This window comes from Pseudoalteromonas sp. SR44-5, from assembly GCF_014163675.1.
GTDB classification, from domain to species: Bacteria; Pseudomonadota; Gammaproteobacteria; order Enterobacterales; family Alteromonadaceae; genus Pseudoalteromonas; species Pseudoalteromonas rhizosphaerae.
The window spans coordinates 1-13,461 of sequence record NZ_JACJDT010000068.1 but is presented as its reverse complement, the minus strand read 5'-3'; the positions used below and the strand labels follow the sequence as shown (position 1 = coordinate 13,461).

Here is a 13,461-nt window from a genome sequence, read left to right as displayed (position 1 = left end):
TTGGTCAGGAAAGTCACGAGATTGGTCAATGATAAACGAAGTAAATTTGAATCCTGAGAAAAAAGAAGAAATGCGGGCGGCATAAAATTTAACTTGAGGCGACAACTAACTTGAAAAACTCCGGTGGCTTATTTGAGGTGGTAATGGCTCACACTAATTAGTGCGTCGTGTTTTGCAGTTTTTCTAGATTATGAACAAGGCAATACAGTTGCCGCAGAATGACGTGAAGGCATTCACTTCTATTTATCCACGTAAGGGCAACTGTTTATGCTTTTACCAATAATGAAGCCAGCAGCCTTGAATAATGCCATGATCAGGTTAACTGATGAATGTCTCGGCTCTGGCATCCTGCTTCGCTCTACCTTCTAAATCCATTTAGTCGAAGTGCCTCAGCGATCCCAAAAGGATACGGGAAAAAACTGGCTGCGATGAAATCACAATAAGAGATTACTGCGTAACGCGCCTATATGTGTTGTGCATAAATCAGTCACCGCCACCAGAGTCGCTGCTAGAAAAACCTCCATCACCCCCTCCGCCATAATGTGAAGAACCAAATAGAGCACCAAAAAGCCCAACTCCAGTTACGGAAGTAATTGTATTGTTCATTGACTCGCTAGATTCATTAACAGGTGTATTAGCTTTGAAAGTTGCAACATCACAATACATTAAATATGCATAATGAATATGCCTTTTATCAAAGCCCATTTCATCAATGGTTTTATCAACTTGACCTTTGGCATACGTTGCTGAACCGCCATACCTTTTAGCTAATGCGGGACGAAGTTTGTATTTATACTTTCGAATCGTTGAATTTTTACCAAACATTGTTGAAACTCCCTTTACGCCTAACGTCTTATTGAACACCATTTTGGTGGCTTATAACACCTCAAAACGGCCTATATTACATACTCTGATAATTCTATTAATAATTACCTTTGTAAACAAGTAATTAAAATAGCTAAAATCAAGGCTTGTTATTTTGCATCAAAACAGCAGTGAATAATGTTATCGGGCAAAATTAAAATATTTATGGCGGTGGGGCTAAATTTAACTTATACCAATATCTGCATACAGCTCACAACTGTCTATCAGATGAAATATAAACCGGTGTGTCAAAACTTTAAGATCAGGTAGGTGCTACTACAGTTAATAACCACCAGCTGATAAACATATTTATCAGCTGGCAATTATTATTTGTTTCTCATTCAAGAGCAGTAGCTACAATTTAACTAGTGCCCTATAACTTTAAATGAAATCGAACTTGGGTATTGCTCACTATGGTAAAGTTTATGTTGCGCTTTTACGAAATCTTCAGCCTTGGCTTTAAAGATATTATCAACATACTTTTGTGGGTTCATATCCATAAATGGAAACATGCTACTTTGAACTTGAATCTGTAACTTGTGCCCGCGTTTAATGGTATGTAAAACATCCAGTAATTCAAAATTAACTAAAGTGGGTTTATTTGCCTCAAATGGTTTGGGCTCACTCATGCTGTCTCTAAAACGACCACGAATAATGCCCCATCTAACTAATTCGTGGCGGTTACCTGTGGCTTCATCAACTTTGTTAGTGGATTCATCCATACCAGGAAATACATCAACTAGTTTTACTACAAAGTCCGCTGCACTTTGGCTGGTAGAAACATACAAGTTTAGATCTATAGCACCTGCAATAGTTTGATCTTCTTTAGCTACATCACTATTAAATACTAATACATCGGTACGTCGAGCTGTAAAACGCTGATCTTCAGCCATATAAGGTCGATCCCAACCTCGACTTGTATGTGCAGAGTGTGGCACTGGTTTATTAGGGTCGCTAATATAATCGCTCGAACCACCTTGCTTATCTGTTGAAGTTAATAATTGCTCGTTGTTACCAAGATAAAGCGTCACATCGCTCGTTTCTTTTGGCGGCCAAGTATCAAACTCACGCCATCTGTTTGCACCCGTTTCAAAAATCGTCGCTTTCGCTAAAGACGCTTCTTTAGTGCCTTTTAAATTATGCTTAAAAAATGGCAGTAATATATGCTCTTGGAACCACTCACTGGTATCAAAGCCAAAATTAGCTTCGCCCATTTTGTCGCCTTCTCCGCGATTCCACTGACCGTGATACCAAGGGCCCATAATGATATGTACATTATCTTTTTTATTGTGCTTAGACATTTTTTGATAGGTCGCTAATGGCCCATACAAGTCTTCAGTGTCATACCACCCACCGACAATTAGTGTCGCTGGCTTTACATTATCAAGATGTTGCAAAACATCACGCTTTTGCCAAAACTCATCATAATTAGGATGCTCAGTTAATTCATTCCAAAAAGGACGCTCGCCATTAAAATATTTTCTATTTACGTTTGAAAGCGGGCCTAATTTACGGAAAAATTCATAGCCATCGGGTGTTGTAGAATCCATTCCTTCAGGCCAATAAGCAAACTGACCTTCCCGTTGTTTATCAAAGGTATCGAAAAAGATAAATGCCATTGGTGTTGAAAAAGCTCCGTTGCGATGAAAGTCATCATAAAACCAGTTAGCAATAGGAGCCTGTGGTGAAATCGCTTTTAATGCTTTGTGACTATTAATTGCAGCCACCGACGTGTAGTAACCAGGATAAGAGGTGCCCCACATGCCTACTTTGCCATTGTTGTTTGGGATATTTTTAACTAGCCAGTCAATGGTATCGTAAGTATCGGTTGCATCATCAACCGCTTTACCACCTTTGTCTCCGGCATCTTGAGGACGCATATTTACATAGCTACCCTCAGACATAAACTTACCGCGAACATCTTGAAAAACAAAAATAAACCCTTCTTCTTCAAAAATCTCACTGGGCCCTAACTTGGCTTTATACTTATCTACACCATAGGGAGCAACACGATACGGCGTGCGTTGCATCATGATTGGATATTTACTTGATTTATCATAAGGTACATAAACCGCTGTAAATAATTTAGTACCATCGCGCATTGGTATTTGGTACTCGTATTTAGCATAATGAGAGCGAATATATTCAGCTCTTTTATCTTCCTGCTTATTTTCTTCTGCTTGTATGAAGCTTGCAAAAATTAAACAGCAAAATAACCCTATAAATTTTGTCATTTTATTATTTTTCATAAAGTACCTTCATAGTTAGTTTAACTATGTTTTTATTGATGAATTTTCAATCTAAACTTACTATAGCCAAAAGTGTGATGCCATAACAACGCGCTAAAGTAGGCTAAATCAGCGATAAAAGCCGATAACCTCTGAAAAATAAAGCCTTTAAGCACTAGTGACTCTTTAATCAAACTAATTATTCAGTCGGTATTATTAAAACAGCTACTTTGCCCTCAGAACCTGCAAATAAAAAACGAGCATTACTGGCGCTTAATGTAAAATAGCCGGTATTATCATATTTTGGATTAGCAAGTGGTTGCCACGTATTTCCTTGATCGTATGAAATGTCACTGCCTGTTTTACCCGTTGCAATGCAAGCGAATGCGTTACATGCCATCGCACTTCTTAGTCCACGGTCACCCGATTTAACATGTTTCCAACGATTTTTTGTAACGTCATACCGTGCCATATTTGGATAGTTTTTGTCACGTTGCAGGTAATCACCACCAACAACAAATAAATCATCATCACTATTCAAAGCCAGACCATAACCACCAGCAGTATCCGCGCTACGATACAAAGGAACACTTTTCCTTAGCCAAAATAGTCCACCATCATTTGAGTGATAAACAGAAGCCGACTTTCCACCCGTTGTTAACCATGCTTGATTATCTTTTCCTACAATGAGTGTATTACCACTGGCGGCAAATGCGGACTCTGAAGGTATTAAGCTAGGTAAATTTACTTTATCGGTTCGTGTCCATGTTTTGCCGCCATCTTGTGTACGTTTAACTACATAATAACCATCGACAGGATCACCCATTAATAAACCATTGTCTTGATCCCAAAATGCAATTGAATCAAAAAAACCTGCCTGATCCTGATTCTGTAACAATAATTGCCAACTTTTACCTGCATCTGTTGTTTTATATAATGAAGACTGTTTACCTGAGCCAACACTCATTACAATCGCGGTTTGCGTATCAAACACCGCAATATCACGAAAATCATTATTTATGCTGCTTTTTACACTGCGATCATGCCAATGTTTACCGCCATCTTGACTCACCCATACACTATTATTGGTACCTGTGACCCACAACGATTGATCAAATATCGCCGAACCACGAAGTGAAGGCTTACCATCAATCAATGTATGCTGAAAACCATCAACTTGCTGAGCAATAGCTAAGTGGCTAAACACAAAGAAAGTCAGTACACAGAACGCTGTTAAGCTATGAAACGCTGTTATTATCATTATGAATCACCGATACCAATTAGTTTATTTTATAGTAGTTAACATAAACGCAGAGTAAGTTAGTCATCCGTCCTTGTTAATCTTACTCCATCAACAACCATTGACCACTGCCCATCGCTAAAAAATGGTGGTTGCGAAACCTCAAAAGTTGTATTCATTATAAGCATATCAACTAAGAAATTATCGCCATCAAACTCATCAACGGATGATGAAATAGAAGTTCCACCTCGTTGATAGTCAAAAGTTCCATCTGGGAGTATTTCTAGATACATGCCAGGACCTTGCCAATAACCTATATAAGCAAACTTATCTGCGGGTATTGGCTTACTGCAAGCACTCAGTGCCAACATAATAAATAAAGTGATAACTATTTTTTTCATTAGTTTCATTGAGACTTCGCTAAATTAGGTAATTCAGTGTAGCAATAAACACCTCACACTTACTACTTGTGTATCGATAAATTAATACAAATCATAGTAATAGCGTATCCATTAGATTGATGAGTGACTTTATTGCACACTAAACCATAACGTGTCTATTTTACTGCAAGCGCCACCATAACATTCGCTAAAAAACCAAGTAATAAATGCTTAGTACTCAATACTAATCAGAATATAGTTAATAGTAGAACGACCCAACAACCCATTTACTACTTGGAAAATACATTTAGTTACTCTAGTATCAACTTGTCTAGGCTAACTATTTGCATTTAAATGAAATCATTTCCTTCGCTGTATTTTGCTAATCTATTTTTAATTATTGGCACCGGTTTACTCACCACCTATTTAGCCCTCTATTTAGGGAAAAATGGCATCTCGACCTTTTGGATCGGGTTAATGACCTCATGTTATTACATGGGTTTGTTGCTTGGCTCAAAGCTTGGTTATCACCTTATTAAATCGGTCGGCCATATTAGGACCTTTGCAGCCAGTACCGCCGCTGTTTTAGCCTGCGTTGCAGCACACGGCGTTAGCGATAATATTTATTTATGGTTAGCCCTGCGACTATTTGTAGGCCTTGGTATGATGTGTAACTACATGGTGCTCGAAAGCTGGCTCAACGAACAAGCTGCACCAGAGTCTCGCGGGCGAGTGTTTTCGTTTTATATGATCACCTCTTATCTGGGTATGATTTTAGGTCAATTTGCATTAGCCGAATTCCCAGAGCTTGGCTATGCACCACTATTTTTAGTGTGCATGGCACTGGCAATTGGCATTATTCCTATTTCAATCACTCGTAGGATCCACCCCAAGCCATTAAAACCAATTCAAGTCAGTCTGTTTGACTACTTTAAAAAAGTACCGCAATCACTTACAGCTGTTCACTTTGCGGGTATTATAAATGGCAGCTTTTACGGCCTTGCACCAACATTTGCCAAGTCATCTGGGTTTAATTCGTCAGAAATTGCCATTTTTATGTCTGCCACTATTTTTGCAGGTCTGATCGCGCAATGGCCAATGGGGATATTGTCGGATAAAGTACGTCGTAGCGTGTTGATCCGCACCAATGCGGTTGCGATTGGTGTAGTTAGCCTTGCTTTATTTTTTCTACCTATTACGCAAACACTCGCCTTTGCACTCACTTTTATGTTTGGCTTGTTCGCCTTTACTTTATATCCATTATCCTCAGCCTTAGCTAATTCACGCGTTGCAGATGAAGAGCGCGTTGGCGTGTCATCTGCGTTATTAGTTGTTTTTGGAGCCGGTGCAGCACTTGGTTCAACTGCCAATGCACAAGTTATGACCTATTTTGGTCACCAAGCCCTTTATGCCTCCATCGCATTATTAACGGTGATAATGTACTTATTACTCACTTACATTAATTCGAAACAAAAAGTAGAACAACCAGAGTCGAGTGATTACGTTGTAGGCACATCAGACGTTACCAACTCGCCACTGGCTGCGACCATGGATCCACGAATAGAAGAAACGACTGCCCACGAGCAAATGTTGGTGGTCGATGAAATTGATGATGAATATGAAGAAAACAATGCAGTCTTTGATACCGAGGATCCACAGGGTGACCTGTTTAAAGACTTTCAAACGCAAGACGAAACCGCAGAACTAAAAAAATAGCAATTCATTTTCGATATTACAAAAGCAGGTAACAGCTTCAATTTACCTGCTTTAATTGAGCAGCTGATAATTTACGCTCAGAAAGGTAGCCTATAAGATGACCTTTGTCATTGCCCGCATACGTTTTAAACTCCCCGCCTTTATGCTCCGCATTTTTATAAAAATGAATGTTGTATAAATTAAGCTCACTTCGGCTGGCCCCCCCCAAGCTAAGTAAGTTAATAGCTGCCTTCAATCGCTTTTCCAAAATTAATGTAGCTTTTTAGGCCCACTACGAACAAGCTCTTTACCGTTTTCAAACACATCTTGTGTAACCCAGCGGCCTAACAACAACTTATGGTTATCATCAAGTACAGCTACAAACGGGCGACCATTGGTATTATTGGTCGCCAGTGCCACACCGGCTATATTTTTTAAGCCCAATCCACCATTATCAATCAGTAATAAAAAAGCTTCTAGCTCTGCGAGGGTGTCAATTACATCGTTATCATTAATCATGCTGTTTACTCAGTTATAACTTAATGAGTGAAGGATAACAGTTTATGAAAATAGGCTCTAGAGGCTGATTAAACGTTAAAGGTGGGAGTTACGACCCAATACTCAACGTATTTATTTGCGCTTACTCGCTCTACATCCGATAGTAGCCTTTGCATTGAAACTATTAAAACTGCTTATATAGGAAAACCATGATCAAACGACTTTTAGCCGCAAGCTTAATCTTCTCTTCGGGTTCTGTTTTTAGCGCTAACCCAACGGTTGAAGAGCTGCGTATTAAGCAAGCCACAACCGCTATGCCACAAGTTTTAGATATATTTTCTGAGGATATCGCGCAATTTGAACAAAGCTGGAAAAGCCTAAGAAACTTTAAACAGGCAACTGACTTACTACATGATTACTCAAGCCAACTCTGGCTCAACGCCAAACAACACATTACCGTCACTAAAAGCTACGATGACAGAGCACTTTACTGGGCTCGCCTACTTTCAAGTAAAATAATCCGTACAACAAAACCTGAATTTGCATTAACAACTGCCGAGCAAAGCGCATTATTAACAATGCTAGAAAATGGCAGCAGAGGACGCACCGACCTAGCCTACTCTAAAAACACCACCAAAAAGATTTTACTAACTGGCTTTGATCCATTCTTACTGGATAGAAACATCAATCAAAGTAATCCATCCGGTGTAGCCGCATTATTACTCGATGGCCAAGTAATTACTTATCAAGGTATCAGCGCTGAAATAAATACTGTGATGGTGCCTGTTCGCTATGAAGACTTTGATCAAGGTATTATTGAAGAATTACTCGCCCCCTATTACGCTCTGAATAACGTAGATATGATAGTTACCGTTAGCATGGGTAGTAAAGACTTTGATCTTGAGCGCTTTCCAGGTAAGCGGCGCAGCGTAACCGCCCCCGACAATGCAAATATTGTCTATGGCGGCACAGCAAAAGCGCCACTGATTCCAAGTTTAAACGACCGTCCACTCCCAGGGAGTGAGTTTGTGCAATTCAGTTTGCCCGCCACGCAAATGCAGCAAGCCAAAGGGCCATTTCCGATAAATGACAATCATAAAGTTGTTACACTCGAAAAAGCCTTTGAACCTAAAACTTTAGCTGAACTAAAAGATGCGATTGCAGTAAAAGGCGGCGGCGGTGGTTACCTGTCTAACGAAATTTCGTACCGCAGTATTCGCCTGCGCGATCAACTCAATTCAGATATTCCGACTGGGCATATCCATACGCCACGTATAGCGCAGTTTGAACCAGAAACAGAAGCTAAAATAGTCAAACAAATTCAAGCAATGTTAGAGCAAAGCCTATTAGCCCTTTAAAACACAATAAAACATACTGCTATTAGCTCTACAACTGATAGCAGTTGAAACAACCACCTACTTTTAATTGAAATAATACCAATCACTGCTTCAATAAATTAAAACAGAAATTATTTCAAAGATGAAAAAGTGCTACCCCATCTCCTTAAACTTTCCTTGCTGCTGGATCATACAAAAATCAGACTACCACTGACTGGTACCTATAAGGTAAAGAATAACATTGCCTTTACATAATTTTTTGTTTATAAAAGTGGATGGTATTGGTAGTTATAATAGGTAATTAACTAACAAATATAAATATTAAACATTGGCATCCAAATCACTTTCTGCAATTATTTTAAACGGATATAATTCCTTATGCATATAAGCAAAAATCACATAAAAACAATAATAATTTCTGCGGTTGCAGCATCAACTTTAGCAGGTTGCGCTACAACATCATCTAAAGTTGTTGAAACCCAAACAGTTGCTAGCTATAACACTAACTACAGTGGCACTAAAAGTAAGTTGGTAGTTGGGCAATTTGTTAACCGTTCAAGTTTTCAAAATGGCATATTCTCATCTGGGCAAGACCGTTTAGGTAGCCAAGCTAAAACAGCATTAATGAGCCACTTACAACAAACAAACCGTTTTAGTGTACTTGATCGCGATAATATGACCGCACTTGCTGAAGAAGCAAAACTAACTGGTACAAAACAAGTTATTAGCGGCGCTAAATTTGTGGTAACAGGTGATGTGACAGAGTTTGGTCGCAAAGCTATTGGCGATCGACAGTTGTTTGGTTTATTAGGCAAAGGTAAATCACAAATAGCTTACGCTAAAGTAACACTAAACATTGTCGATGTTACTACATCAGAAGTTATCTACTCAGTTCAGGGAGCTGGTGAATACAGCCTATCTGAGCGTGAAGTTATTGGTTTTGGTAGTACCGCTTCATACGATGCAACCTTAAATGGCAAAGTGCTTGATTTAGCCATTCGTGAAGTCGTAAACAAGCTTGTTACAGGACTTGAATCAGGCCTATGGGGCAGTAAATAATGAAAAGGCTAATTACTTTAGCCTTAGTATGTGCTGCGCTTACAGGCTGTAGCTCAACTAAAGAGCCTATCTATTATTATGGCGAATACAGCTCAGCCGTATACGCATACCTAAAAGCAGATGAAGTAACAGTTGAACAGCAAATTAAAATGCTTGAGCAAGTTATTGCAGATGCAGCAAACAAAAGTAAAATTGTTGCACCTGGCTTGCATGCTCATTTAGGCATGCTGTACTTTGAAACAGGTGACCCTACTTTAGGTGCTAGCCACTTTGAAACTGAAAAGTCACTTTTCCCAGAGTCGGTTCAGTATATAGACTTCCTTCTAAAATCTGCGAAAGGCGTTTAACATGTTGAACTTTAAATCAATAACAGCAACTGCGCTGTTTGCATTATTAGCGGGTTGCGTTTCGTCACCACCGGCTCATGATTACACAGCGTTTAAACAAGCTGATCCACACTCAGTTATTATCCTGCCACCGCTCAATAATACACCTGAAGTTATAGCGCCTTACAGTGTAATGACCCAAATGGTTGCACCTATTGCAGAATCCGGCTTTTATGTTTTTCCTGTTGCGCTCGTTGAGCAAACCTTTAAAGGGAATGGCCTTTCAGTTGCAAGCGACGTGCATCAAGTTCCTATTAAAAAGTTACACGATATTTTTGGTGCTGACTCGGCGCTTTATATTACTATTGAAGAATACGGCACCAGCTACGTTGTAATTTCAAGTGAAACAGCTGTAACTGTTTCCGCATCTTTAGTCGATTTACGCACTGGTGAACAATTGTGGCAAGGTAAAGCAAGAGCTTCCTCAGCCGAGCAGCAAAATAATGGCGGCGGTGGACTTGTAGGCATGCTGGTAGTGGCAGCAATTAACCAAATAGCAGAAACTGTAACAGACAAAGGTTTCGAAATTGCTGCTATCGCATCAACGCGCTTACTTTCATCAGACGCTTACAACGGCCTACTATATGGTCCTCGTTCGCCTAAATATGGCCAACCGGTCCCGAGTGAAAAGAAAAAATAAAATGCTATTCTGATTAGCTAATTAAGTATTAAAAAAGGTAAGTTTATGAGGCCGAACCGTACAACGATTCGGCTTTTTTCTAACATATGGCTCACTAATTTAGTATGATTGGTATGATTTTTAAATATCTAACCTCCACCTTGAAATTACCTAAAATGCAAACTTACTTTTAAAAGCAAGCAAATATGGCTGCTCAGTCTATATCGCTAGTGACGTTGTCACTCATAACGACAGCCTATAAATTATCGTTTTTGGGTAAAAGCGTTGAACTGATAAAAAAATGGCAAACTAACTAAGCAAGGCCTATTCCCTGATTGATGTCTGATCTAGAGGTTTTATTTATCAAAATAAAACATAAACCACTGATTATAAATAACAAAGTAAAAACTTATAATTAAACAGATTATTTTACTTATTCAGCTCTCGACATTGCAAAAAAAACAACGTTATACTATCACTTGATGAAACACATGAATTTACACTCACTCAGACACAATAAAACGCTATTAAAATATTTAATGGTGCTTTTACTGCTGTTCAGTGTTTTTTCACAGTGGCACTCAACTGTTCACGCAGTACAAAGCAGCACAGAGTGCCAACTCTGCATAAGTTCGTTTGATTTTGACGATTTAATATCTCCTACCACCAGTATATTTGAACCTGAAAGCAACCGCTACAGCGCTGTTTTAGCCTTACACTCTCCTCAATTTAGCGCAATCGTTGCGTTTTCAGGTAATCGTGACCCACCGAATACTCTTTAAAGTTCACTGTTAAAAAACCGTTTTATAAAGACTGTTTGCCATTGGGTAAGCAGCCAGTTTTAGTGCAAATTTTAGAGATTAAATAATGAAAATTAAGTATTCACCATTAGTTTTGGCGGTATTAACTGCTATCAGTACACACGCAATGGCAGCAGAGAAACAAATACAAAAAGATGAAAGCGATTTAGAAAAAATTGTTATTACAGCTTCACCGCTTAAACGTACCGTACTTGAATCAAGCACCCCAGTATCAATTCTTAGTGGCGAAGAGCTTGATCAGCACCAAGCAGCAACCCTTGGCGAAACCTTAAAAAATGTGCCAGGTGTACACAGCTCTTATTTTGGACCCGTTGCCAGTAGCCCAATTATCCGAGGATTAGATGGACCTCGAATCAAGGTTGTACAAAACGGATTAGGCGCATCTGATGCATCACGCGTTGGCCCCGATCACCAAGTATCAACCGAAACCTCTACGGCCACACAAATTGAAGTATTACGCGGCCCTGCTACTTTGCTTTATGGTAGTGGTGCAATTGGCGGCGTTGTTAATGTGGTTGATAACCGCCTCCCCATTGAAAGACAACAAGGTATTACTGGAGAAGTATTTGCTCAGTACGATAACGTAGCAGATTCAAAAACAACATCTACTGATTTAAATGCCGGAACGGGCGACTTTGCTGTTCATATTGATGCTTACAACCGTAATACCGGTGACTATAAAATACCTGTTCCCGCTGATATTAATGAACATGGTGGCAGTACTAAACTCTCAAACTCAGCAATCGATGCACACGGTTATAACTTAGGAGCTGGCTGGATCACTGACGATACACGCGTCGCTTTTGCCTATGGCTCAATGGACTCAGAATACGGTTTACCGGGTGAAGATGGCGTATTTATTAAGTTAAAACAAGACCGCTATCAAGGTGTTGTTGATTGGAATAATCTTGACGGTTTTATAAAATCGGTGCATTGGCAAAATGCATATACTGATTACCAACACTCAGAAATTGAAGGGACTGAAATAGGCACTACTTTTAAAAATGAAAGTATCGAGTCTAGACTATGGGCAGAGCACAGCGCGGTTTATGGTTGGCACGGTATAATGGGCTTACATTATAACAAAAGTGATTTTGAAGCGATTGGCGAAGAAGCCTTCACACCACCAACAAAAACCGACAGTTTAGCCGCATTTTTAATGGAAGAAAAACAAACAGGTGCTTTATTGTGGCAGCTTGGTACACGCGTGGAGCAACTAACCCATAAAGTGAATAACCAATTTTTTGATGAGCTATCAAACGATAATAGTATCTCATTTGCAGATGAAGATTACACGGCGGTTTCAGGCTCTGCAGGAGTAGTTTGGAGCATTAACGACAAGCACTCATTAGCATTTAATTATGCATATTCACAACGAGCTCCTTCGGCATCAGAAATTTATGCCTACGGCCCACACATAGGCTCAGGCACATATGAAGTAGGCGGTGCTTTTGATGTTGTTAATAACAGTGATGGTACTTACTCTGTGGCTCAAGTTGCCCAGAGTATGGATAAAGAAGTATCAAACAACTTAGACGCTACATATCGCTATAACGCTGATAGCTGGAATGCCAGCATCAGTATATTCCAGAACCAAATTGACGATTATATTTACGAAGACTTTAGCAACCTTGTACTAAGTGATGGTGAGTTTATTACTTCCCAAGCTTATGATCAATTACAAGATACAGGTGCAGCTTCAGATGAAGAGACTGATGGCTTACCTGTGGTAAATTTTGCGCAAGGAGATGCTAAACTCTATGGTTTTGAAGCACAAGTTGACTGGCACTTAAACGAACAATGGCGTCTGGATGTGTTTTCGGATTATACCCGCGCTAAACTAGATAAAGGCGGTAACGTACCAAGGATCCCACCATTACGTGTTGGTTCTTCAATACATTATGAATACGGTAATTGGCACACTGAAGTAGAAGTCACTCGCAACAGTAAGCAAGATAAAATTGCCGCAAACGAAACCACCACCGACGGCTATACCATGCTATCAGCCGCTGCTAACTATTACCTTGATTTAGGTAACGTTGACATGACATTGTATTTAAAAGCCGACAATCTAACCGATCAAGAAGCGCGCGTGCATTCATCTTACTTAAAAGACGAAGCACCACTTCCAGGTCGCTCATTTAGTATAGGTGTAAGAGCGCGTTTTTAAACAGCGCTTGCTATAAGTGTTTGTTAAATAAAACAGCTCTTATACCAATCGTGTTAAGTTACTGACCATTTATAGCGACAGATAAATACAGTGATAACAAGGCGTAAATTTTGACATGTAGTTGTTCTACTTGAAAAAATTATAACGCAGTTAGCGCTTTATTT

The 13,461-nt window shown here is 39.5% G+C and carries 12 protein-coding genes; 6 read left to right on the top strand and 6 right to left on the bottom strand.

Annotated elements, in window-relative coordinates:
• Nucleotides 1–483: 483 nt before the first annotated feature.
• From H5154_RS21540 to H5154_RS21525, 4 genes are all read right to left on the bottom strand, one after another.
• Complete coding sequence (locus tag H5154_RS21540; RefSeq protein ID WP_182719565.1) at nt 484–825, bottom strand: DUF6559 family protein; 342 nt, start codon at nt 823–825, stop codon at nt 484–486.
• A gap of 404 nt (nt 826–1,229) precedes the next feature.
• Nucleotides 1,230–3,113, bottom strand: coding sequence for a CocE/NonD family hydrolase (locus H5154_RS21535; RefSeq protein WP_259398583.1), 1,884 nt, complete (start codon nt 3,111–3,113; stop codon nt 1,230–1,232).
• 178 nt (nt 3,114–3,291) lie between these two features.
• Nucleotides 3,292–4,353: a YCF48-related protein gene (locus H5154_RS21530; protein ID WP_182719564.1), complete on the bottom strand. Its 1,062-nt coding sequence runs from the start codon at nt 4,351–4,353 to the stop codon at nt 3,292–3,294.
• Nucleotides 4,354–4,412: 59 nt separating this feature from the next.
• A complete protein-coding gene (locus H5154_RS21525) occupies nt 4,413–4,733 on the bottom strand; it encodes a membrane lipoprotein lipid attachment site-containing protein (protein ID WP_182719567.1) in 321 nt (106 codons plus the stop codon).
• 333 nt (nt 4,734–5,066) lie between these two features.
• Between H5154_RS21525 and H5154_RS21520 the strand changes: the two genes are divergently transcribed.
• Nucleotides 5,067–6,428 carry an MFS transporter gene (locus H5154_RS21520; RefSeq protein ID WP_182719563.1) on the top strand — a complete coding sequence of 454 codons (1,362 nt, stop codon included), beginning with the start codon at nt 5,067–5,069 and terminating at the stop codon, nt 6,426–6,428.
• Nucleotides 6,429–6,465: 37 nt separating this feature from the next.
• On the opposite strand, the gene H5154_RS23860 is transcribed toward H5154_RS21520, so the two are convergent.
• Both H5154_RS23860 and H5154_RS21510 read right to left on the bottom strand, forming a co-directional pair.
• Nucleotides 6,466–6,663 (bottom strand): delta-class carbonic anhydrase, encoded by a 198-nt coding sequence (locus tag H5154_RS23860; protein WP_310736629.1) that lies wholly within the window; start codon nt 6,661–6,663, stop codon nt 6,466–6,468.
• A gap of 14 nt (nt 6,664–6,677) precedes the next feature.
• The gene (locus H5154_RS21510; protein ID WP_149982739.1) at nt 6,678–6,926 is read right to left on the bottom strand and encodes a hypothetical protein; all 249 of its coding nucleotides are present in this window, start codon (nt 6,924–6,926) and stop codon (nt 6,678–6,680) included.
• Nucleotides 6,927–7,114: 188 nt separating this feature from the next.
• On the opposite strand from H5154_RS21510, the gene H5154_RS21505 reads away from it, so the two are divergent.
• The 5 genes from H5154_RS21505 (at nt 7,115) to H5154_RS21485 (ending at nt 13,297) form a co-directional block, all read left to right on the top strand.
• Nucleotides 7,115–8,263: a hypothetical protein gene (locus H5154_RS21505; RefSeq protein WP_182719562.1), complete on the top strand. Its 1,149-nt coding sequence runs from the start codon at nt 7,115–7,117 to the stop codon at nt 8,261–8,263.
• A gap of 357 nt (nt 8,264–8,620) precedes the next feature.
• The gene (locus H5154_RS21500; RefSeq protein WP_182719561.1) at nt 8,621–9,301 is read left to right on the top strand and encodes a CsgG/HfaB family protein; all 681 of its coding nucleotides are present in this window, start codon (nt 8,621–8,623) and stop codon (nt 9,299–9,301) included.
• Nucleotides 9,301–9,648 (top strand): DUF4810 domain-containing protein, encoded by a 348-nt coding sequence (locus tag H5154_RS21495; protein WP_182719560.1) that lies wholly within the window; start codon nt 9,301–9,303, stop codon nt 9,646–9,648. Before H5154_RS21500 ends, H5154_RS21495 begins: the two co-directional genes overlap by 1 nt.
• 1 nt (nt 9,649) lies before the next feature.
• Nucleotides 9,650–10,327 carry a DUF799 domain-containing protein gene (locus tag H5154_RS21490; protein WP_182719559.1) on the top strand — a complete coding sequence of 226 codons (678 nt, stop codon included), beginning with the start codon at nt 9,650–9,652 and terminating at the stop codon, nt 10,325–10,327.
• Between the two features lie 846 nt (nt 10,328–11,173).
• The gene (locus H5154_RS21485) at nt 11,174–13,297 is read left to right on the top strand and encodes a TonB-dependent receptor (protein ID WP_182719558.1); all 2,124 of its coding nucleotides are present in this window, start codon (nt 11,174–11,176) and stop codon (nt 13,295–13,297) included.
• Nucleotides 13,298–13,461: the final 164 nt, after the last annotated feature.